Source organism: Stenotrophomonas sp. YJH_SMC_4 (genome assembly GCF_059371575.1).
Map to the genome: position 1 here is coordinate 141887 of NZ_JCAFUR010000006.1, position 20984 is coordinate 162870.

A 20984-nucleotide genomic window follows, 5' to 3' on the forward strand; every position below is an offset into this window, starting at 1 on the left:
CCGGCACGGTATGATGCCGCAACCCCGGCACTTGCACTGATCGCAGCGGGCGCCTGCACGCCGATCACATGCGCCGGAGAACCGGCGACGCGGTCGATGGACGGCACCGCGCACGCCCCCTACCCCATGCTCGCTTCCCATTCTTCCCTCATCATCTGGATGGCGGTGGCCGTTGCCACTGTCGGCCTGCTGTTCCGTCCGTTCCGCATTCCGGAGTATGTGTGGGCGCTCGGTGCGGCCGCGCTGCTTCCGCTCAGCGGCACTGTGTCGTTCGGCACTACCTGGCACGCAGTCGCCGAGGGCCGCGATGTCTACCTGTTCCTGGTCGGCATGATGGTGCTGGCCGAGCTCGCACGCCGCGAAGGGCTGTTCGACTGGCTGGCGTTGTACGCGGTGCGGCACGCGGGCGGATCCGGGCGACGCCTGTTCGACCTGGTGTTCCTGGTCGGCACGCTGGTAACGGTGTTTCTTTCCAATGATGCGACAGCCGTGGTGCTGACGCCGGCGGTCTACGCGGCCTGCAAGGCGGCCCGGGCCAATCCCCTGCCCTACCTGTTCGTCTGTGCCTTCATCGCCAACGCGGCCAGCTTCGTGTTGCCCATCTCCAACCCGGCCAATCTCGTGGTGTACGGCCAGCACATGCCGCCGCTGCTGCGGTGGCTGGCGCAGTTCGCGCTGCCGTCGGCGGCGGCGATCGGTGCCACCTATCTGGTCCTGCGCTGGGTGCATCGGCGCGAGATCGCCCAGCCGCTGGTGGCCGCGCCGGCGCATCGCCCGTTGACCGAGGGTGGGCGCCTGAGCGCACTGGGCGTACTGTTCACCGGCACGGTGCTGCTGGTTACGTCCGCCTTGAACGGGCCGCTGGGCCTGACCACCTTCTGCGCGGGCACGCTGAGCGTGGTGGCGGTGGCGATCCGCCAGCGACGCAGCCCGCTGCCGCTGCTGCGCCACGTATCCTGGGGGGTGCTGCCGCTGGTGGCTGGGCTGTTCGTGCTGGTGGAAGCGGTGGCGCAGACCGGTGTCATCCAGACTGCGGCCAGCGCGCTGCAGGCGCTGGCGAAAACGTCGCCGCACCACGCCAGCTGGCTGGCCGGCGGCGCCGCTGCACTGCTGAGCAATGTGGCCAACAATCTGCCGGTCGGCCTGGCGGCTGGTTCGTTGGGGCAGATGGCCGACCTGCCGGCGCAGACCCGTGCCGCATTGCTGGTCGGCGTGGATCTGGGCCCGAACCTGTCGGTGACCGGCTCGTTGGCCACGATGCTGTGGCTGATGGCGTTGCGTCGCGAAGGCGAGCATGTCAGCGCGCTCGACTTCCTGCGCGTCGGCGCGCTGGTGATGCCACCTGCACTCATCGCAGCGTTGTTGCTGCTGTGACCAGAGTGCAGGCGGCGCCCCTGCCCTAGAAGACCAGCTGCAGGCGGGTATTGAAGGTGGTGCCTTCATCCCTGCCCATTGCACTGCCGCTGCGGTGACGGGTCTGCCAGCGCACGGCTTCGAACATCACGCGACTGAAATCGTTGAGGTACCAGTTCGCGCCCAGGGTCCACGCGTTACCGGTACCGCCACTGGGCAGCTCGGCATAGTCCACGTCTTCATAGCGGCCCTTCAGCTCCCAGGCACCGCCGCCGCCGCGCGTCACCGGATCGGCGACCTTCACCTTCCCCCAGGTACCGGCCTTGCCCGAGTACGACGGCAGCGCCCCCGCCAGGAACCAGCCGGCAGAAATCGCCCACGCCGCGTGGTCGCGATCGTAGCGACCGCCGGCATCGGCCCCGCGCAGGCTTCGCGTACCCCACTCGCCCGTTGCCCACGCCGGGCCGAAGAAGCCGGCCAGTTCGGCACCGTAGGCGGTGCTGCGCTCGGCGCCCAGCAGCGTGCCCGGCGTGATCCTGACCAGATCGTTGAAATGCCCCGCGATGGCCGAACTGCGCACCACGCCGCTGGCCCCGGCGGGAATCTTCTCGTGGAACGCCCATGCGCCCAGATGCAACGTGGCACCAGCAGTGTCCAGTGGATTCCAGTGCACGCGCGTGGCCCAGGTCTGGCTGTCGTTGTCGGTGCCGGCGTTGTTGAGATCGTTGCCGGCCACAGACAGGCTGGCGTGCCAGCCCTTTCCGTACACCCGCTCGGTCAGCCCGACACCGAACAGGCCGCGCTGCGGCAGCATCAACGTGCCGACCACGTTGCGTTCCTGGAACGGCGTGTTGGAGGTGCTGCTGGAGCCATCGATACCGCGATCGTTCAAGCGGTTGCCGATCGTGAGATCGGCGGGCAGGCCGAACAGGGTGTGGTCCAGCGTGGCGTAGACCGACTTCCAGGCCACCGCGTTGTCGGCGAAGTCACCCTCCACCACCCAGCCCAGTGTGCCGTAGCGTCCCTCGGCCCCCAGGCGCACCGAACGGACCTCGGTGCCCGAAACGTTGCGATCACCGACCGCCGAACCGTCCGTACTGGAGGCATCGACGAACAGGCGGCCGCGGGGACGGAACACCGTCGTGCCGTCGGCGCTGCTGAACTCGGGTGCGCCCTTGGCCCAGGAGACCTTGGGCTGCCTGGACTGGCCGGATTCCAGTGCGGCCACCCGCGTTTCCAGCGCGGGTGCGGGCGCGGGCGGCGCGGATAGTGCGGCCGCGGTGCCCTGCCCGCCCTCGACGGCGCGGAGGCGCGCTTCCAATTGCTGGATCTGCAGCGCCTGCTGCTGCACCAGGCGTGACAGCTCGGCCTGGCTCAATGGCGCGGGCGGGGATGAAACAGACTGGGCGTCGGCGTGGCCACTGGCCAACAGCAGGCCGAGCGCGACCGGCAGCGCTGCCAGCGGCAGCACGGTGGAAGGGTTCATGGACTCTCTCTCCGGCCAGCCGGCCCCCTGGCCCGGCGCTGGCCTGTTGCGGTGGTGCGGGGGAAGATCGGGGGAGGAAGCTCGCGCCGCCGGATCGGACCGGCGGCGCGGCAGGCGGGCTCAGCCCGGCCCGGTCAGCTGGTGGCCTGTGCCTGGGCGTTGGGACGCCAGGTGATCAGCTTGTTCTCGACCACGTCCAGCAGGGCGTCGATGACCAGCACGAAGGCGGCCAGGATGATGATGCCGGCGAACACACCCACGGCATTGAAGTTGCCCTCGGCCTGCGCGATCAGGTAACCCAGGCCCGCCGAAGCGCCGAGGTACTCGCCGATGATCGCGCCGACCACGGCAAAGCCGACCGAGGTGCGCAGCGAGGACAGGATCCAGCTGGCCGCTGCCGGGAAGTAGACATGGCGCAGCAGGTCGCTGCGGCTTGCGCCCAGGATGCGGGCATTGGCCAGCACCACCGGGTTCACCTCGCGCACGCCCTGCATGGCGTTGAAGAACGTGGTGAAGAACACCAGCGTGACCGCCAGCGCCACCTTCGACCACAGGCCCAGCCCCAGCCACAACACGAAAATCGGCGCCAGCACTACGCGCGGAATCGCGTTGAAGCCTTTGATGAAGGGATCGAGGATGCGCGCCGAACGGCGGCTCAGGCCCAGCCAGACACCGCCAGCCACGCCCAGGCCGGTGCCGATGATGTAGCCCAGCGCGGTTTCAGTAAGGGTGATGTAGACATGCTGGTAGAACGAGGTATCGGACAACCAGGTCCAGGCCTGCTGCACGATGGCCGTCGGCGAAGGGAAGAAGAACGGATCGATCACGCCCAGCGCGATACCGCCTTCCCAGCCGCCGAACACGGCGACCACCAGCGCGAGCTGGATGAATTTGTCAGTCTTGGCGTGCATAGCTCTTCTCCACTTCGCCGCGCAGGCAGGCCCAGATGTCGCGGTACAGGTCGGTGAAACGGTCATCCAGCTTGATCTCGGCCACGTTGCGCGGCCGTTCCAGATCCACGTCGAAACTGCGCACCACGCGGCTCGCCGGGCCGGAGGACAGCACCACCACGCGGTCACCCAGCGCGATTGCTTCTTCCAGGTCATGGGTAATCAGGATCACCGAGCGGCGATCCTCCTGCCACAGGCGCAGCAGCTCGTTCTGCATCAGGTGGCGGGTGTGGATGTCCAGCGCCGAGAACGGCTCGTCCATCAGGATCACCTTCGGCTCGACGATCAGCGCCTGCGCCATCTGCACACGCTTGCGCTGGCCACCGGACAACTGGTGCGGATAGCGATGCTCGAAACCGGCCAGGCCGACCTTGGCCAGCCACGCGTTGGCTTTGGCCTTGCGTTCGGCTTCGGGCACGCCGCGGAAGCGCAGGCCCAGCTCGACGTTCTGGAAAGCTGTCTTCCACGGCAGCAGGGCGTCCTGCTGGAACAGGTAGCCGACCGACTCCTGCACGCCGCTGACCGTGCGGCCATCGATCGCCACGTCGCCCGAGGATGGCTTCAGCAGGCCCGCCACGGAATTGAGGATGGTGCTCTTGCCGCACCCGGTGGGCCCAACGATGGCGAGGAACTCGCCGTCACCTACCTGGATGTCGACATCGCGAACGGCGGTGAACTCGCCGAAGGACATGGTCACCTTGTTGATGGCGACCATGGTCTGTGCAGGCTCCAGCTGCGGTGCGCCGTTGAGTTGGCGCACGGTGGCATTGAGGGCCATGGGGTTACCTCCGCTTACGGTTGGGCAGCCGGCGCCGCAGCGTTGGCACGCTCGACGAAGGCATTGGTGTAGGTCCTGGACAGATCGATGTTGGCCTTGGCCACATCCGTATTGAACTCACGCAGCACCTTCAACGGCGTCTCCAGGTCGGCCGGGGTGAAGCGTCCATCGCGGGTGAATATCGCGCGGGCGTTCTCCACCGCGCGGGCATAGGTGGCGCGGTCGCCGGAGACATAGCTGTCCGGCAGCGCGGCAACGATCTCCTGGGCACTGTTGTCGGCGATGAACTTCAACGCCATCTGCTCGGCACGGGCGATCTTCTCGGCCGCTTCGGGGCGCTTGTCCAGGAAGCTCTGGTTGGCATACATCACCGAGGTCGGGTACAGCCCGCCATAGACCTGGCGGGCGCCTTCGTCGCTGCGCGCGTCGAGGATGATCTTGCCGACCTTGCGTTCGGTAATCAGGGTGGCGGCGGGATCATAATTGACCAGCAGGTCGATCTTGCCCTGCTCCAGCGCCGCGACCGCTGCGGCGCCCGAGCCGACGCCGATCAGCGAGATGCTGTCAGCCGGAATATCGTGCTGGGCGAGGAAGTGACGGACGAAGAAATCCGACGAGGAGCCCGGTGCGGTGATGCCGACCTTCTGGCCCTTGATGGTGTCCGGGCGGGCCGGATCGAAGGTGGCATCCTCGCGGCCGGCCATCACCAGGCCCGAATTGCGCGAAAGCAGCACGAAGGCGACCACATCCTTGCCCTTGGCCTGCATCTGGATGGTGTGGTCGTAGAAACCGACCGCCACGTCGGTGGAATTCGCCACCAGGGCCTGCAGCACCTTCGAGCCACCCTGGGCGAAGTTCTCGGTTTTTACGTCCAGGCCGACGTCCTTGAAGTAGCCCTTGGCATCGGCAATGAAGAACGGAAGGTTGTTGAGGTTGTAGGAGCCGACGCTGATGCGCACGGGTGCATCGTCACCGGTGCCGGTGGATGCGCCTTCCGCGCGCCCGCTGTTGCTGCAACCGGCCGCGGCCAGGCCGGCCGCGCACAGCGCGGCCATGAATAACTGCTTGTACATCATCCCTCCCAGGAGTGAAGCATCTACGTTGTAATGGCAGGCATGCGCGTCTGCGCCGGCCCTGCCGGGTTCAGATCATGCCGCTGACGTCCATTGGCGGGCTTGGGTGGAACTGGCCATGGCAGGCGCTGGCGTTGTCGCAAACACGCGACCTTCGAACAGTCGGCGTGCGGTGCGGACCACGCTGGCAATCACCGGTGCGTCATCCGAGCTGCGACTGAGGCCCACCTGCAGGTCCCCGCTCGGATGTTCGAGGGTAATGCTGCCGGGAACGGACAGGCACCCGACCAAAGTGTGGGCCAGCGTGCCCGGCGTGACGGCGGCGGTAGCCAGGCCGACCGCACCGGTGATCGCCAGTGCGGTGTGGCATTGGTGCGGCATGAAGTAACGCACCTGCAGATCGCCGCCGTGTTGCGGCGCCGACAGCAGCACCGGCTTGGGAATGACCTTGTTGCCGGCGTCGGCGATGCCCATGCGGGCGCCCGCCTCGATGCGCAGCGCTTCCAGCCGGCGCATGAACGCGGCATCCGCGTTCAGTCCGGCGGGCGAGGCATCACCGTGCACGCCCAGGTCTTCGGCACGCACCAGCATCATCGGCATGGCGCAGTCCACCAGGCTGACCGGCACGCCATCGATGGTTTCCCGGGCGTGGCCGCTGGGCAGCAGCTTGCCGGTGCGGGCGCCTGCGGCATCAAGGAAGGAAAGCCTGACCGGCGCGGCCGAGCCCGGTGCGCCGGCAATGCGCGTATCACCGCGGTAGACCACATGGCCACCCGGCGTTTCCACCGTGGCGATGATCAGCTTGCCGGTGTTGACGTTGTGGATGCGCACCTCGGTCTGCGGATCCTGAGCCTGCACCAGCCCCCGCTCGATGGCATACGGGCCCACCGCCGCCAGCATGTTGCCGCAGTTGGGGGACGTGTCCACCACCTGCTGCTCCACCCGTACCTGGGCGAACAGATAGTCCACGTCGGCGTCTGCCCGGCTGGATCGGTCGATGATGGCCACCTTGCTGGTCAGCGCGTTGCCGCCACCGATGCCATCGATCTGCAGCGGATGGCCCGACCCCATTACTTCCACCAGCAGGCGATCGCGTTCAGCAATGTCCGCCGGAAGATCGCTGGCCAGGAAGAACGGGCCCTTGGATGTACCACCGCGCATGAGTACGCAGGGAATGCTGAGCAGATCGTTGGACATACGTGTGCTAGATTGATGCGTATAGGGGATGAATGACCCCTCTGTGATTCGATACTGGCATGGCCCCAATTGATCTGTGAATTGCTGATTTTTTGATGATTGATACCCAATGAGCATCAATTGCGAAATCCTGGATCTACGCGCATTCCTTCTGGTGTCGGAGACGCGCAGCTTCCACCGCGCCGCGGAGATCCTGCACGTCTCCCAGCCGGCACTCAGCCGACGGATACAGAAGCTGGAGCAGGCTGTGGGTTCGCCACTGCTGGAGCGCACCACGCGCAGCGTCAGCACCACCGCCGTCGGCGAGAACCTGCTGCCGCTGGTGCGTCGCATGCTGGAGGAATTCGATGGATCACTGTTCTCACTGCGGGGCCGGGACGATACGCGGGGCGCTACCGTCACCATCGCCTGCCTGCCCACGGCGGCGTTCTACTTCCTGCCCAGCGTGATGGCGCGTTTCCACGAAGCGCATCCCAACGTGCGCTTCCGGATCCTGGATATCCCGGCCACCGAAGGCCTGCAGGCGGTAGAGCGTGGCGAAGTCGAGTTCGGCATCAACTTCATGGGCGCCAACGATCCGAATCTCGATTTCGACGTGCTGGCCGAAGATCCCTTCGTGCTGGCCTGCCGACGCGATCATCCGCTGGCCCGCAAGCGCAAGGTTGAATGGGCCGATCTGGCCGAGCACCAGCTGATCACCGTGCATCGCACCAGCGGCAACCGCACGCTGCTGGATGGTGCCCTGGCGCGCGAGAACCTCAAGCTGAGCTGGCACTACGAAGTGACCCACCTGTCGACGTCACTGGGCATGGTCGAGGCCGGCATCGGCGTGTCGGTCCTGCCGAAAATGGCCACGCCGGACGGGGATCATCCGACCCTGGTGACGCGCACGATTGGTAACCCCGTGGTGTCGCGCACGATCGGGATCGTCCGTCGCCGGGGCGCCCTGCTCTCGCCTACTGCGGAACGCTTTCTGCAGATGTTGATGAGCCAGTGGCGCGGGGAGACCTGAGCATCGTTTGCTGGACAGGCCGCCCCCGGATCTGGCCGAGGGTGATGGCCGGGCATGGCTCGGCCCTACAGAGGAGCCAGCTCGCGCGCAAGGAAAGGCGCTGTCCTGCTTCCCCGCGCGCGGGCCACCTGTTGCGGCGTTCCCTTCGCCACGATGGTGCCACCCGCGCTGCCTGCGCCCGGCCCGACGTCAATCACCCAGTCCGCCTGGGCGACCGCCCGCATGTCATGCTCGATCATCACCACCGTATTTCCTGCGTCGACCAGCCGCTGCAGCTGAACCAGCAGCCTGTCCGCATCCGACGCGTGCAGGCCGGTGGTGGGTTCGTCCAGCACGTAAAGCGTGCGCCCGCGCTGGCTGCGCTGCAGTTCAGTGGCCAGCTTGATGCGCTGGGCCTCGCCGCCTGAAAGCTCCGTGGCCGGCTGGCCCAGCCTCAGGTAACCCAGGCCGATGTCCTGCAGCAGCTGCAACGGCCGGGCAATCACCTCTTCCGCCATGAAGAATGCATGCGCCTGGTCCACGGTCATCTGCAGGACCTCGGCGATGTTGCGGTCATTCCATAGCACCTTCAGCGTGGCCTCGTTGTAGCGGGCGCCGTGGCAGGTGGGGCATGGGGCATAGACGCTGGGCATGAACAGCAGTTCGACACTCACGAAACCCTCGCCTTCGCAGGTTTCGCATCGGCCCTTGGCTACGTTGAACGAGAAACGACCCGCATCGAAGCGACGACGACGTGCGGCGGGCGTCGCCGCGAACAGTTTGCGCACGTGATCGAACAGCCCGGTATAGGTGGCCAGGTTGGAGCGTGGCGTGCGGCCGATCGGCTTCTGGTCGACCTGCACGACCCGCTGGATGGCGTCCACATCACCGGCCAACTGGCCTCGCGTCGTTTCGATTACGGTAGGCCCGTCGGTCGGCGAGGCCTCGGCGCCATCGTCCGCAGGTTCATGCCCCAGATGCAGCAGCATCAGCTCTGGCAGCGCCTGAGCCACCAGGCTGGACTTGCCCGAGCCGGAAATGCCGGTCACTGCCGTCAGCAATCCCAGCGGCACCTGCGCGTCCACTCCCTGCAGGTTGTGGCGATGGATGCCCTGCAGTTCCAGCCAGTGGGTGGCGGTGCGCTGCCGCCGGGTGGGCGCGGGTACCTGGTCGAACAGATACAGTGCCGTGCGCGACTCCTGCACCTGGCGCAGGCCATCGGGCTCGCCGCTGTAGAGCACGCGCCCGCCCCGCTCACCGGCCTCCGGGCCCACATCCACCAGCCACTGCGCGCGGCGCATCAGCTCCAGATCGTGCTCGACCACGAACACCGAGTTGCCACCATCACGCAGCCGGTCCAACGCGTCGTACAGCGCCTGGCTGTCGGCGGGATGCAGTCCGGCCGAAGGCTCGTCGAGCACGTACAGCACACCAAACAGCAACGAGCTGAGCTGCGTGGCCAGCCGCAGGCGCTGCAGTTCGCCGGCGGACAGCGTGGGCGTGGCGCGGTCCAGCGAGAGATAGCCCAGGCCAAGCTCGCGCAGTTGCCGTACCCGCCCCATGACCCCGCCCGCCAGCCGCTGTGCGGCCAGCCGCTTCTCTTCGAACAGGGCCGAGGTCAGGCGCACGTCGGGGGCGCCCTCGTGCGTCGCGCGGCCACTCGCGGCGCGCCGGGCACGATCGCGGGGTGTCGCATGCCTGCTGATAGGTGCACCCTTGCTGTGTGCGCCGAAATCACCTTCCGCGATGGGCTCCAGCAGATCCGCCAGTTGATCCAGGGGCAACCGCATGAACTCACCGATATCCACGCCCGCGAAGGTGACCGAGAGCGCTTCCGGCTTCAGGCGCTTTCCGTGGCAGGCCGGGCACAGCTTGCCTTCCATGTAGCGGGAAACCCGTTTGCGCATCAGCGCGCTCTGGGTGTTGGCGAAGGTATGCAGCACATAGCGACGCGCGCCGGTGTATGTACCCATGTAGCTCGGCTCGAGCTTTCGCTTGAGCGCAGCCCGGGTCTCGGCAGGCGTGAAGCCTGCATAGACCGGCACGGTGGGCGTTTCTTCCGTGAACAGGATCCACTCCCGATCCTTCTTCGGCAGCTTCTTCCACGGTACGTCGATGTCGTAGCCGAGCGTGACCAGGATGTCGCGCAGGTTCTGGCCATGCCAGGCCGGCGGCCAGGAGGCGATGGCGCGCTCGCGGATGCTCAGCGACGGATCCGGCACCATCAAGGCTTCCGTCACCTCGTAGACGTGCCCCAGCCCGTGACAGGTGCTGCAGGCGCCCTGCGGGGTATTGGGCGAAAAGTCCTCGGCGTAAAGCATCGGCTGGTTGGCCGGGTATGCACCTGCACGCGAATACATCATGCGCACCAGGCTGGACAGCGTAGTGACGCTGCCCACCGATGAGCGCGCGTTGCTGGCGCCGCGCTGCTGTTGCAGGGCCACTGCCGGCGGCAACCCGTCGATGGCGTCCACATCGGGCACGCCGGCCTGGTCGATCAGGCGCCGTGCATACGGCGCAACCGACTCAAAGTAGCGCCGCTGCGCCTCCGCGAAGATCGTGCCGAACGCCAGCGATGACTTGCCGGAGCCCGAAACACCGGAAAACACCACCAATGCGTTGCGCGGGATGGAGACGTCGACATTCCTGAGGTTGTGCTCGCGCGCGCCGCGCACCTCGACGCAACCGCTGGCAGCGGCGGCACATGACGATTCACCAAAGGGGGGATTGGACATCTTCGCGATCCTGCGGGCAGTGAGCGGCGCGCGTAGGGGCGCGCCCGATGGTGCATTTTCGCTGCTGCGGGGTGAATGCGGGTGACGGCGCGGTCACACCATGGTGCGCCGATACGACTGATCGAGCGCAACGGTGCGAACCAGGCGGCCGCGATTGTAGAAATGCAGCACCGGCTCACTCAACGTCACGTCAGCCGGAACCAGGTTCATGCCTTCGTAGCCGACCACGACCGGCTCCCCATCGTCCGACGGGAACAACCCGCGATGCCATCCGGGCATCAGCCAGGCATCCTGGCCCGATTCCTGTGGCATTACCCGCGTTGAATTGACGGCTGGATCCGAATCGGTACAGAGATTCCGCGCGGGGGGAGCATGCCGTGAACCTCTCCGGCGGCAGCAGCGGGGCATCGGCAAGCGCCGGGCCCGCAGCAAATGCGGCGATGAGCGTGATGAAAGCCTTCATGTCGCTGCACATCCCAAGGGAGCGGCCGCCGAACCGCAAACTAAGCGGCGTGCACGTAGGGCTCAACCGCGGCGGCCAGCACATCGATACCCCACGCAGAACCCGCAATCTCCTCGGGCTGGCTTCTCTTGAAGCGTGACCAGTCGGCCCTGGCAAGCCTGCCGACCAGAAGCTGGTCGGCAGGAAGCTGGTGCATCGACCAATAGGGGAACTGCCGGGTAGAGACACGTCCCCGGGCCAGCTCCACCACATCCGTGTGGCTGGTCGATTGCAGCACCCGCTCGTAAACGCTGGCCACCCCATCTTCCGGCCCTTCGAAGTACTGCACGAATCGCGTGCCGTCATGCAGCAGCACGCCTGTCACCCCTGCAAGCTTGTTGAACCTCGCGGCATCGGTGACGAGTGCTTCCAGGCGGTCAATCGAAAGGCCTTCAACGGCCTGGCTTGCGTATACAACGGCCCGGATGGGCATGGACTTCGCCTTGAATGCAGGGCCACGTCGGCACCTATTCACACTCTAGCACCCGGCGCAAGTCCGGGCCGTGATGCGTATTCTTAATTCTTCAGAATACGGTTCGCGCCTAGCAGCGCGACAGGCGGCATGATGAAGGCCCCCATACGTTCAGGGCTTTATTCATCTTCATGCGCGACATCGGACAGTTCTATGTAAACAGCGTCGAAGGAGTGGCGCGTGAGGATGGCACCCTGCTGCAGGTCACCCGGATCGATTGTTCCTGCCTGAAGTGTTCAAGGCAGTTCCGCGCCATTCCTGATCATGGCCTCGTCGATCTCAACGGCGCTGCTTCGCTCAGTTGCCCAGGCTGTGGCAACCACCAGTCCGTCAGCCGGGCGCGGCTGGAGGAGTTCGTGCTGCGTAGTGATGCATGAGCTGAAGCGCGCCGTTTCTCGACACTGTGCCAACCCTGTCGACACCTTCGCCTCGCATCTTCCCGTAGTGCACCCACAACGGCGTTCCAATGAGTCATACCGGCCTATTCAAGATCAGGGACCTCACCTACACGCCAGGCGCGGAGGGCGACCTGGCCCGTGCCCTGCAGATCGAAGCCACCTGCACGGCCTGCGGCGCAACCAGCGTCTGGGGCGAGCAGGAAATGGAGCATGTGCGAGGAGGAACCGTGCTTGCGTGCCGGGCGTGCGGTACGCGCCAGGCCATCAGCAATGCGGGCCTGATCAGTACCCCGTCAGGGATACGCCACCGCCGGGGCTGAGCGGGGCGGCACCGGGTCATGCGCTGCCCGGCAGGCACGATTGATGGCCTGTCAGCGGCGGGCAACCGATGGCAGCGCCCGATGCTGGTTGATCCAGTCCAACGACTGGGCAATTCCACCGAACGGAAAGAAGTGCGGGCTGACCAACCCGTGGGCATCAGTCAAACCGCCCGCCAGACGGTCCACGAACACCTCCGGGCCCGCGCTGCCCAGCAACCGGCCGATCGAGATGCCATACCGGGACAGCATCAATGCACTGGCCCCCACCCCGCACATTGCGGCGTAGCGTACCAACCGCGCGATGCTTGCCGGGCCCGGCACGCCAACGAGCACCGGAACGTGGATGCCACGGGCGCGCAGCGCGTGCAACCAGGCCAGGACGATGTCGGCATCGAAGGCGAACTGCGTGATGATCATTGGCGCCATGCCGCGCGCTTCGATGGACTGGCACTTGTGTTCCAGTACCTGCCAGCACGCGTCACTGCCCAGGACCGGATGGCCATCGGGGTGACCGCCGATGGCGACGACCTTGATACCGGCCCTCTCCAGAAGGCCGCTCTCGATGATCGAAGCGCTGTCAGCAAACGGTCCGGCGGGCGTGGCCAGGTCGCCGGCGATCACCAAGCACTGGGCGACACCTGCCTCGTTGGCGGCACGCTGCAGGAAGCGCTCAAGCACCGCACGCGACCCGATGCGCCGCGCCGAGAGATGCGGCATCGGCTCGAAGCCCAGTTCACGCACCCTGCGCGCCGCTGCCAGGCGTGCGTCGTCGTCCTCGCTGGCCAGCCAGGGAATGGAGATCGTGGTGCCACGCGGAATGCGGGTGGCTTCGGCACCCAGCGCCGGCATGGCCCTGGCGCTCACCTCCAGCGAAAAAGCATCAAGGAAGGCCTGCACCCGCAGCGACGTAGGCGCGGACATCACGCGCCCACGCCTGCATTGCTGGCCAGGGGCGAACTGTTCCGCGCCAGTTCGATGAAGGCCTGCAGGTAGTCGATGCTGGTATCGGCTTCGCGCGCACCCAGATAGATCTGCTTGGGAATGCCCTTCGCACCGAGGCGCACCGGCACCACGTCCATGCGGGTGGCGTACTCTTCCACCAGCCAGCGCGGCATGGCGGCCACGCCACGACCGCTGGCCACCATCTGCATCATGATGTCGGTGGTTTCAATGGCCTTGTGCCGTCGCGGCGTAATGCCGGCCGGCAGCAGGAACTGGTTGTAGATGTCCAGGCGCTCGAACGGCACCGGATAGCTGATCAGCACTTCCTGGCCGAGCTGGCGCGGCTTCACGTAATCCACCTTGGCCAGGGCGTGGTTGCTGGCCACCACCAGCACCTGCTCGTAGTCGAACACGGGAATGAACTTGAGGCCTGGCTTGAGCAGTGGATCGGGGGTAACCAGCAGATCGATCTCGTAGCCGAACAGCGCGCCGATGCCGCCGAACTGGAACTTCTGCTTGACGTCCACATCCACATCCGGCCACGCGGCCAGGTACGGCGAGACGATCTTCAGCAGCCACTGGTAGCAGGGATGGCATTCCATGCCGATGCGCAGCGCGCCGCGCTCGCCCTGTGCGAACTGGCCCAACCGCTCCTCGGCCAGATCCAGCTGCGGCAGCACGCGGTTGGCGACGGCCAGCAGGTATTGCCCGGCCTGGGTCAGGCGCAGGCTGCGGCCTTCGCGCAGCCATACATCAGTGCCCAGCTGCTGTTCCAGCTTCTTCATGCTGTGGCTCAGGGCCGACTGGGTCAGGTTCAGTACGCCGGCGGCCGCGGTAAGCGAGCCCTGCTGCTCGACCTGCTGCACGATGCTGAGGTGGATCCGCTCCAGCATGACGATGAATCCTGCTCATGGATAGGTGAAGTAATACCATTTTACGTCATGGAAGGGCATGGCTAGCATCGGGTCATGCTTTCACCTGCCCGCCCCCTTCGAATCGTCGCCGTGTCCGGCGGATTGCAGCGCCCCTCCAAGGCCGCCACCCTGGCCGAGCATCTGATGGGCCTGATCGGCGAGGACATCCACAGCGAGCAGCACCTGGTCGAACTGGGCGAACTGGCCCCGCAGCTGGCCGGTGCGCTCTGGCGTTCGCAGTTGCCCGACACCGTGGAACGCCAGTTGACCACCGTCGAGCAGGCCGATGTGCTGGTGGTGAGCACGCCGGTCTATCGCGGCTCGTACACAGGGCTGTTCAAGCATTTCTTCGACTTCGTCCACCAGGACGCACTGGTCGACACCCCCATCCTGCTGGCCGCGACCGGCGGCAGCGAGCGCCACTCGCTGGTGATCGACCATCAGCTGCGCCCGCTCTTCAGCTTCTTCCAGGCGCGCACCCTGCCGCTGGGCGTCTACGCCACCGACCGGGATTTCGCCGACGGTCGCGTGCACAACGACGCCCTGGTCGAGCGCGCACGGCTGGCGGTGCGGCGGGCCATGCCGCTGCTGGACCTGCCTCGCCAGCGCGCCGCCGACCTGGAAGCGGCCGCAGCACTTTGAATGCCGGATGCCCTCGCCCGCATCCGGATGTCACCCCGCACTACGGAACGCCACCCATGACGACCGACACCTTCACCTTCAGCATCACGCAGATCCCCTTCAACGAGGATTACCAGCCTGCCGACGGGACGCGCATCACCACCAATTTCGCCAACCTGGCCCGCGGCGCGTCCCGCCAGGAAAACCTGCGCAACACGATCAGCATGATCAACAACCGCTTCAACGATCTGGCGCACTGGGACAACCCCAGCGCGGATCGCTACGCGGTCGAGCTGGACATCATCTCGGTGGAGATGCACATCGGCAACAGCGATGGCGGCGATCCGTTCCCGCTGATCGAGGTGCTGCGCCCGACCATCGTCGACACCCGCACCGGCGCGCGTATCGAAGGCATCGTCGGCAACAATTTCTCGTCCTACGTGCGCGACTACGATTTCAGCGTGGTGCTGCCGGCCAGCAACGAAGGGAAGGCCACCTTTGGCATTCCGGAGGGCTTTGGCGACCTGCATGGCAAGTTGTTCAAGCATTTCCTGGAGTCCGAGACCTACCGCGCCAACTTCAGCAAGGGGCCGGTAATCTGCATCAGCGTATCCAGCAGCAAGACCTACCACCGCACCGAGAACCACCACCCGATCCTGGGCGTGGAATACCGCCAGGGCGAGTTCTCTCCCACTGACCAGTACTTCGACAAGATGGGCCTGCAGGTGCGCTACTTCATGCCGCCGGGCAGCGTCGCACCGCTGGCGTTCTACTTCCAGGGCGACCTGCTGGGCGACTACTCGAACCTGGAGCTGATCGGCACCATCAGCACGATGGAGGCCTTCCAGAAGATCTACCGCCCGGAGATCTACAACGCCAACTCCGTGGCGGGCAAGGTCTACCAGCCCAGCCTGAAGCACCAGGATTACTCCTCCACCCGCATCGTCTACGACCGCGAAGAGCGCAGCCAGCTGGCGGTCAAGCAGGGCCGGTTCACCGAAGAACACTTCATCAAGCCGTACCGCGCCGTGCTTGAGCAGTGGGCTGCCCGCTGATTCATTGATTCCCCATTCGCCCCCAGGAAACCAGACGCAATGTCGACGAAGAAACTGCTTCCCACCTCCACCGCAGGCAGCCTGCCCAAGCCCTCCTGGCTGGCCGAGCCCGAGAAGCTCTGGTCACCCTGGAAGCTGCAGGACGAAGGCCTGACTGAAGGCAAGCAGGATGCACTGCGCCTGTCCCTGCAGGAGCAGCAGCACGCCGGCATCGACATCGTCAGCGACGGCGAACAGACCCGGCAGCACTTCGTCACCACTTTCATCGAGCACCTCAGCGGCGTCGATTTCGAGAAGCGCGAAACGGTCCGCATCCGCAACCGCTACGATGCCAGCGTGCCGACCGTGGTCGGCGCCGTGAGCCGTCCGAAGCCGGTGTTCGTCGAGGATGCGAAGTTCCTGCGCCGCCAGACCACGCAGCCGATCAAGTGGGCCCTGCCCGGCCCGATGACCATGATCGATACGCTGTACGACGCGCACTACAAGAGCCGCGAAAAGCTGGCCTGGGAGTTCGCGAAGATCCTCAACGAGGAAGCGAAGGAGCTGGAAGCCGCCGGCGTCGACATCATCCAGTTCGATGAGCCGGCCTTCAACGTGTTCTTCGACGAAGTGAACGACTGGGGCGTGGCCGCGCTGGAGCGTGCGGTTGAGGGCCTGAAGTGCCAGACGGCGGTGCACATCTGCTACGGCTATGGCATCAAGGCCAACACCGACTGGAAGCAGACACTGGGCTCGGAATGGCGGCAGTATGAAGAATCGTTCCCCAAGCTGCAGACCTCCAGCATCGACATCATCTCGCTGGAATGCCAGAACTCGCACGTACCGATCGACCTGATCGAACTGGTGCGCGGCAAGACGGTGATGGTGGGCGCCATCGACGTGGCCTCCAATACGGTGGAAACGCCGGAAGACGTGGCCAACACGCTGCGCAGGGCGCTGCAGTTCGTGGATGCCGACAAACTCTACCCGAGCACCAACTGCGGCATGGCGCCGCTTGCACGGGAAGTGGCACGCGGCAAGCTGCGCGCGCTCAGCGAAGGGGCCAGGATCGTGCGTGAGGAGCTTTCGGCGTAACCCTGGCCGGGGAGGTGTTCCCGTTTCGGTGCGGCGAGGATGGATTCTGGCCGGGTACAGACCAGGTTCCACCTCGTCCCTGCACCTCGGGCCTGGCGGCCATCACGCGCGGCCGTGGCGCCAGCGCTTCCTTGATCCGCCCCATCTCGCTTGCGCCAGCCTCGGCCAGGCGCCGGGCCTGCTGCCGCTGCGTTCGGGTCAGTGCAGGCGAAGGCACGGCGCTCGGTTCGGGCGCACTCTGCACCAGTCGGGCGACGGCGTCACGCAGTGGCAGTTGTGGGCAGAGCCGCGCCGCGCACCAGCGCTCGGCGTAGCGCTTCGCCTGGCGGGCGCTGGCGACGGACACGACCTTGCTCTGTGACATCCTGCGTGCGTCCAGTTTCAGGCGGAACCCGAGCACGGCATGCGGCACGATACTGGCCACCGAACGGCCGTTCCACCACAGATCCCAGCGCTCGCCGCTCTGCACCCAGCCGGACGGCCGGGTGACGATCATGAAATCTGGACGGTGAAATGATGAGCCCATGATGGGAAGCATACGAACGCCCGTCGCACCGGCTGAGATCAGGGTAACGCCCCCCTGCACTGCTACGCCTCCACGAAAAGCAATCAATGTGACGCGTCACGGCTGATGCTTTCGATCCAGTCGATGTAGCGCGATACGCGAACGTTGTAGACCACCTGGCCATAGAACCCCGCCTCGAGCGCATGCTCTGGAACCGCAGTGATCCACGAACCAAGCCCCACCAGCTGCGGCGTTCCGTGATCATCAATCACCAACGGACCGCCGCTGTCACCGTTGCCGAGAACCCCCTCCAGCGGCAGGGCCTGCGGTGGCGGATCGAACCGGTACCAGAGATACCGTTCGTTGCCGCCGGTAATCGCGTTGAATGCCCGCCGCAGGGTCGTGCGATGCGGGCCGCCCGGCGCCAGCCCTACGACGCCATTGCCGGTAGCCCCCTTCCCTATCAGGGCCGCGATCTGCGCGACTTCGGCAGCACCGCGATAGAGCGCTACGGGCTGTACATCCTTTACAGCAGTCGCAAGCCTGATCAGTGCGATGTCATCCGATGCTGCCAGGAACGCGTGGGTCCTGGAGGGATTTCCTGTCGCCAGCGCCTCCTTGCCCAGGGCCTCCGGCATTCTTCTGAAACCGGGATGCAGGAAGACGCGCTCGACCGCATAGGCGCGTCCATTGATGGAGATGGATTCTTCCATCCCTTCCATGGGTGCCGCATGCGCTGCGGTCAACACCCAGCGCGGGGCGATGAGAACGCCATGTCCTTCGCCCGGCATGTCGGCCAGCGCCGGGAAGACAGAGGCATCGATCTGATACCGGGCGTCGTCAACGTCATCACGGATGACCACGGCACCGGCAGTGAACGGGAGCGCAGCAAGCGCCAGGAAAAGCCAGCGGTTCATGGGGTCGTCATCCCTGCGGTCGATCGCTATAGCCTAGCCGAGGGCATTGCCGCGGCGCAGACCATGCGACCAACGATGATATCCAGCGACGAACGCCAGGAATGCGAGCGCAAAGCCCTGCGGCCGACAGCCGCCGGGGCCGAGCAGTCTGTCCAGATCGGTTCCAGGCTTGTCCGACACGTCGTCCTGCGAAGCCACATTGGTGCACGGACCGGGCCGCGTGGGCCCGAGCCTCAGCGGGAGGTTCAACGCGCCGCGATTCTCCCGACCAGGGTATCGATCGCCGCCTCCATGGCACGCGCGGTCCGGTCGCCGCTCTGGTTGGTGATCACGAAGATGCCCAGATCGTGCTCCGGCATGATGTAGATGTAGCACTGCGAGCGTGGAACGCCACCGTGGTGGGCGTAATAGACACCCTTCTGGTGATCGCCAGCGACGATGTTCCAGAAATAGCCGATGCTGAACTCGTCGTCGAATCTGGCCAGAGTGCGATGCGATTCCTGCACCACCGGACCGTTGGCCAGCTGGAACTGAAGGTATTTCACCATGTCGGGCACTGTTGCCTTGACGTTGCCGGAAGCGCCCCATGGCAACTGTGGCATCGGCGAGGTCGGCACCGGATTGTCGCTGTGGTAGCCGATGGCAAGACGGTCTTTTTCCGCATTCCCCAGCTTGATCCCGATGCTGGTCATTGCTGCGGCATCGCTGAAGAAGCCACGCAGCAATGACGTGTAGTCGGTCTTGTAGACGCCTTCCAGAATGTGGGCCGTCAGCTCCGTCCCAGCACTGGAGTAGGCGTACTCTTTCCCGGGCATCCGTGGGATCCGCACGGCGTGCAGATCCCGCAGGAAATCCGGCTTGCCGTAATGCGCATAGAGGGCACTGAGTTCACCGGGCACGCGGTGATCGGTGAAGTCCTCCAACACGGTGTTCGCCCGCTCCGGCAGCATGTTCGGCAGGCCACTGGTGTGTGACAGCAAGTGACGGACCCGTATGGGCTGGCCCTGGTACTGCAGGTTCGGATAGTCGCCCTGCAGGTAGCTGCGAACGTCATCCTCCAGGCCCACCCTGCCCTCAAGCACCGCACGGGCCATCAACGTGCCCGCCAGGGTCTTGCTCAGCGAGCCGATCTCATACAGCGTTGCGTCGGTCGGAACATCGGGCTTGCCGGCTACCATCTCGCCGCGGTGACGGATGAAGGTCTTGCCCCGGTACACCACGCCGATGGAGGCCGAGTGCAGCAAAGGCTGTTCGATCAGGGCATGGGCCGCCTCGTCGACCGCCGCCCCCACATCGTTCGGCGGTGCCTTCCTGCCCTCGCAGCCGACGGCAAGGAGCACTGCGGATAGCACGACGGCATTGAGCCATTGCCGGTTTCGGGCAGTCGTTGACATGGATTCCATGCGCCGGCGCTTGAAGGTCGTGGGAACGGGCGCTCACGATAATCGATTGCCATGAGCGGCTGAAGGTGCCATCCGGCACCTCCGGTCGCGCCCCTCCCTGGAAGGCCCCCTGCCCCCCGTCAGCGCTGGTAGTCCTTCAGGAACAACCAGGTGATCAGCGTGGCGTCCGGCCCCTTCGGGTCGGTGAATGGCAGGCCCGACTGGCTGCCGCTCCAGGCATGCCCCATGCCCTGCACCACGTAGTGCTGGACCAGCGTCCTGCCACCGTAGGCGTAGGTGTCGACGGTATACCCGCGGCCGCCCGGCACCTGTCCGTGATAGGTGCTGGTCGGCACGTATTTCACCGAGTCGTTGTCCAGGCCGTCGTCGGCCAGGTCATTGGTCTGCAGGAACTGGCGCACGGCCTGCTGGCCGTTCACCGGATTGACGGTGAGATCGGCGCTGCCATGGAACACCAGCACCGGCAGCGGTCGCGGCGACGGCGAACCCGAGCACTGCCACGCCAGACGGCCATTGCTGTCCGGCGAATAGATGCTGCCGGCCAGCAGTGCGTAGGCGCTGCCGGAAATCGTGGTCGCGCCCTTGAACATGCCACCGGAGTGGATGACGCCGGCAGCGAACACATCCGAATAGCAGGCCAGCATGATCGAGGTCATCGCACCGCCCGCCGAAATGCCGGTGACATAGACCCGGCGCGGATCCACGCTGTAGTCCGCTTTCACCTTGTCCACGATGCCGGCCAGGATCGACGCTTCGCCGCTGTCGCGCGCCTGGTTGATCGGCAGCTGCCAGTTCCAGCAGCGGGCCGGATTGGAGGTGACGTTCTGCCGGGGGTAGACCACGATGAACCCTTCGGTGTCGGCCACATCATTGAAGCCTGACGCCTCCCCCATCAGGTTGGGCCCGTTGACGCAGCCGTGCAGCACCAGCAGCAACGGTAGCGGCTGCTGGTCGTCGTAGCCCGCCGGCACCCACACCTGGTACTCGCGGGCGCCGAACAGATTGCCGTACAGGCCAATGTCCCAATGCCCGGCCGGGCCTGCGGCAAGGGCACTGCCCGCCATCGCCAGCCAACTGCACAGCACCAGCAGTACAACCTTGATCGAATCGATTCCGCATTTCATGGCCAGATCCTCATGCGTGAGTCGTGGATGAAGTGGTACCGGGACGCGCTTCCGGCTGGGGGCGCGCCCAGTATCCGCATCCAGCGGCCGCTGCCGACTGGACCTAGGTCCACTCGCCGCTGCGTGATGACACCGCTAGCCTTGGCTGCAGGATGGCAATGGGCCATCTGCAAG

The 20984-nt window shown here is 65.7% G+C and carries 20 protein-coding genes; 6 read left to right on the top strand and 14 right to left on the bottom strand.

Features of this window, described 5'->3' with window-relative positions; all coding sequences use genetic code 11:
- The first annotated feature begins 96 nt into the window (after positions 1–96).
- Positions 97–1374 carry an arsenic transporter gene (locus tag AC5P9F_RS11805; protein WP_425523239.1) on the top strand — a complete coding sequence of 426 codons (1278 nt, stop codon included), beginning with the start codon at positions 97–99 and terminating at the stop codon, positions 1372–1374.
- 25 nt (positions 1375–1399) lie between these two features.
- Here AC5P9F_RS11805 and AC5P9F_RS11810 read toward each other — a convergent pair whose 3' ends face one another.
- The 5 genes from AC5P9F_RS11810 to AC5P9F_RS11830 form a co-directional block, all read right to left on the bottom strand.
- Complete coding sequence (locus AC5P9F_RS11810; protein WP_180881208.1) at positions 1400–2839, bottom strand: OprO/OprP family phosphate-selective porin; 1440 nt, start codon at positions 2837–2839, stop codon at positions 1400–1402.
- 134 nt (positions 2840–2973) lie between these two features.
- Complete coding sequence (locus AC5P9F_RS11815) at positions 2974–3750, bottom strand: ABC transporter permease (protein WP_005409726.1); 777 nt, start codon at positions 3748–3750, stop codon at positions 2974–2976.
- Positions 3734–4567: an ABC transporter ATP-binding protein gene (locus tag AC5P9F_RS11820; RefSeq protein WP_005413494.1), complete on the bottom strand. Its 834-nt coding sequence runs from the start codon at positions 4565–4567 to the stop codon at positions 3734–3736. The genes AC5P9F_RS11815 and AC5P9F_RS11820 overlap by 17 nt, the downstream gene beginning before the upstream one ends.
- A 14-nt stretch (positions 4568–4581) precedes the next feature.
- Entirely contained in the window at positions 4582–5640 is a 1059-nt protein-coding gene (locus tag AC5P9F_RS11825; protein ID WP_180881207.1) for an ABC transporter substrate-binding protein, read from the bottom strand.
- A gap of 75 nt (positions 5641–5715) precedes the next feature.
- A complete protein-coding gene (locus tag AC5P9F_RS11830) occupies positions 5716–6837 on the bottom strand; it encodes a 4-oxalomesaconate tautomerase (protein ID WP_180881206.1) in 1122 nt (373 codons plus the stop codon).
- Between the two features lie 109 nt (positions 6838–6946).
- Between AC5P9F_RS11830 and AC5P9F_RS11835 the strand changes: the two genes are divergently transcribed.
- Positions 6947–7849 (top strand): LysR family transcriptional regulator, encoded by a 903-nt coding sequence (locus tag AC5P9F_RS11835; protein WP_005409730.1) that lies wholly within the window; start codon positions 6947–6949, stop codon positions 7847–7849.
- A 65-nt stretch (positions 7850–7914) separates the two neighbouring features.
- Here the strand turns inward: AC5P9F_RS11835 and AC5P9F_RS11840 are convergent, their stop codons facing one another.
- The 3 genes from AC5P9F_RS11840 to AC5P9F_RS11850 form a co-directional block, all read right to left on the bottom strand.
- Entirely contained in the window at positions 7915–10563 is a 2649-nt protein-coding gene (locus AC5P9F_RS11840; protein WP_495231961.1) for an excinuclease ABC subunit UvrA, read from the bottom strand.
- 93 nt (positions 10564–10656) lie between these two features.
- Positions 10657–10875: a hypothetical protein gene (locus tag AC5P9F_RS11845; protein WP_180881204.1), complete on the bottom strand. Its 219-nt coding sequence runs from the start codon at positions 10873–10875 to the stop codon at positions 10657–10659.
- 191 nt (positions 10876–11066) lie between these two features.
- Entirely contained in the window at positions 11067–11498 is a 432-nt protein-coding gene (locus tag AC5P9F_RS11850) for a BLUF domain-containing protein (RefSeq protein ID WP_043033421.1), read from the bottom strand.
- A 170-nt stretch (positions 11499–11668) separates the two neighbouring features.
- On the opposite strand from AC5P9F_RS11850, the gene AC5P9F_RS11855 reads away from it, so the two are divergent.
- Positions 11669–11914: a hypothetical protein gene (locus AC5P9F_RS11855; protein WP_012480318.1), complete on the top strand. Its 246-nt coding sequence runs from the start codon at positions 11669–11671 to the stop codon at positions 11912–11914.
- Positions 11915–12306: 392 nt separating this feature from the next.
- Here AC5P9F_RS11855 and AC5P9F_RS11860 read toward each other — a convergent pair whose 3' ends face one another.
- The gene (locus tag AC5P9F_RS11860) at positions 12307–13176 is read right to left on the bottom strand and encodes a methylenetetrahydrofolate reductase (RefSeq protein ID WP_012480319.1); all 870 of its coding nucleotides are present in this window, start codon (positions 13174–13176) and stop codon (positions 12307–12309) included.
- Positions 13176–14090, bottom strand: coding sequence for a LysR family transcriptional regulator (locus AC5P9F_RS11865; protein ID WP_012480320.1), 915 nt, complete (start codon positions 14088–14090; stop codon positions 13176–13178). The genes AC5P9F_RS11860 and AC5P9F_RS11865 overlap by 1 nt, the downstream gene beginning before the upstream one ends.
- 75 nt (positions 14091–14165) lie before the next feature.
- On the opposite strand from AC5P9F_RS11865, the gene msuE reads away from it, so the two are divergent.
- Genes msuE through AC5P9F_RS11880 form a run of 3 tightly spaced genes read left to right on the top strand, consistent with a single transcriptional unit; the run spans position 14166 to position 16861 of the window.
- Entirely contained in the window at positions 14166–14753 is a 588-nt protein-coding gene (msuE, locus tag AC5P9F_RS11870; protein WP_111189755.1) for an FMN reductase, read from the top strand.
- 56 nt (positions 14754–14809) lie between these two features.
- A complete protein-coding gene (locus AC5P9F_RS11875) occupies positions 14810–15787 on the top strand; it encodes a DUF1852 domain-containing protein (RefSeq protein WP_111189754.1) in 978 nt (325 codons plus the stop codon).
- Positions 15788–15826: 39 nt separating this feature from the next.
- Positions 15827–16861: a methionine synthase gene (locus tag AC5P9F_RS11880; RefSeq protein ID WP_099527465.1), complete on the top strand. Its 1035-nt coding sequence runs from the start codon at positions 15827–15829 to the stop codon at positions 16859–16861.
- Here the strand turns inward: AC5P9F_RS11880 and AC5P9F_RS11885 are convergent.
- The 4 genes from AC5P9F_RS11885 to AC5P9F_RS11900 form a co-directional block, all read right to left on the bottom strand.
- Positions 16818–17387 (bottom strand): hypothetical protein, encoded by a 570-nt coding sequence (locus AC5P9F_RS11885; protein ID WP_231914725.1) that lies wholly within the window; start codon positions 17385–17387, stop codon positions 16818–16820. The genes AC5P9F_RS11880 and AC5P9F_RS11885 overlap by 44 nt on opposite strands.
- Before the next feature lie 83 nt (positions 17388–17470).
- A complete protein-coding gene (locus AC5P9F_RS11890) occupies positions 17471–18283 on the bottom strand; it encodes a S1 family peptidase (RefSeq protein ID WP_180881202.1) in 813 nt (270 codons plus the stop codon).
- Between the two features lie 245 nt (positions 18284–18528).
- The gene (locus tag AC5P9F_RS11895) at positions 18529–19677 is read right to left on the bottom strand and encodes a serine hydrolase domain-containing protein (RefSeq protein WP_180881201.1); all 1149 of its coding nucleotides are present in this window, start codon (positions 19675–19677) and stop codon (positions 18529–18531) included.
- A gap of 128 nt (positions 19678–19805) precedes the next feature.
- Entirely contained in the window at positions 19806–20810 is a 1005-nt protein-coding gene (locus AC5P9F_RS11900) for an extracellular catalytic domain type 1 short-chain-length polyhydroxyalkanoate depolymerase (RefSeq protein WP_180881200.1), read from the bottom strand.
- Positions 20811–20984: the final 174 nt, after the last annotated feature.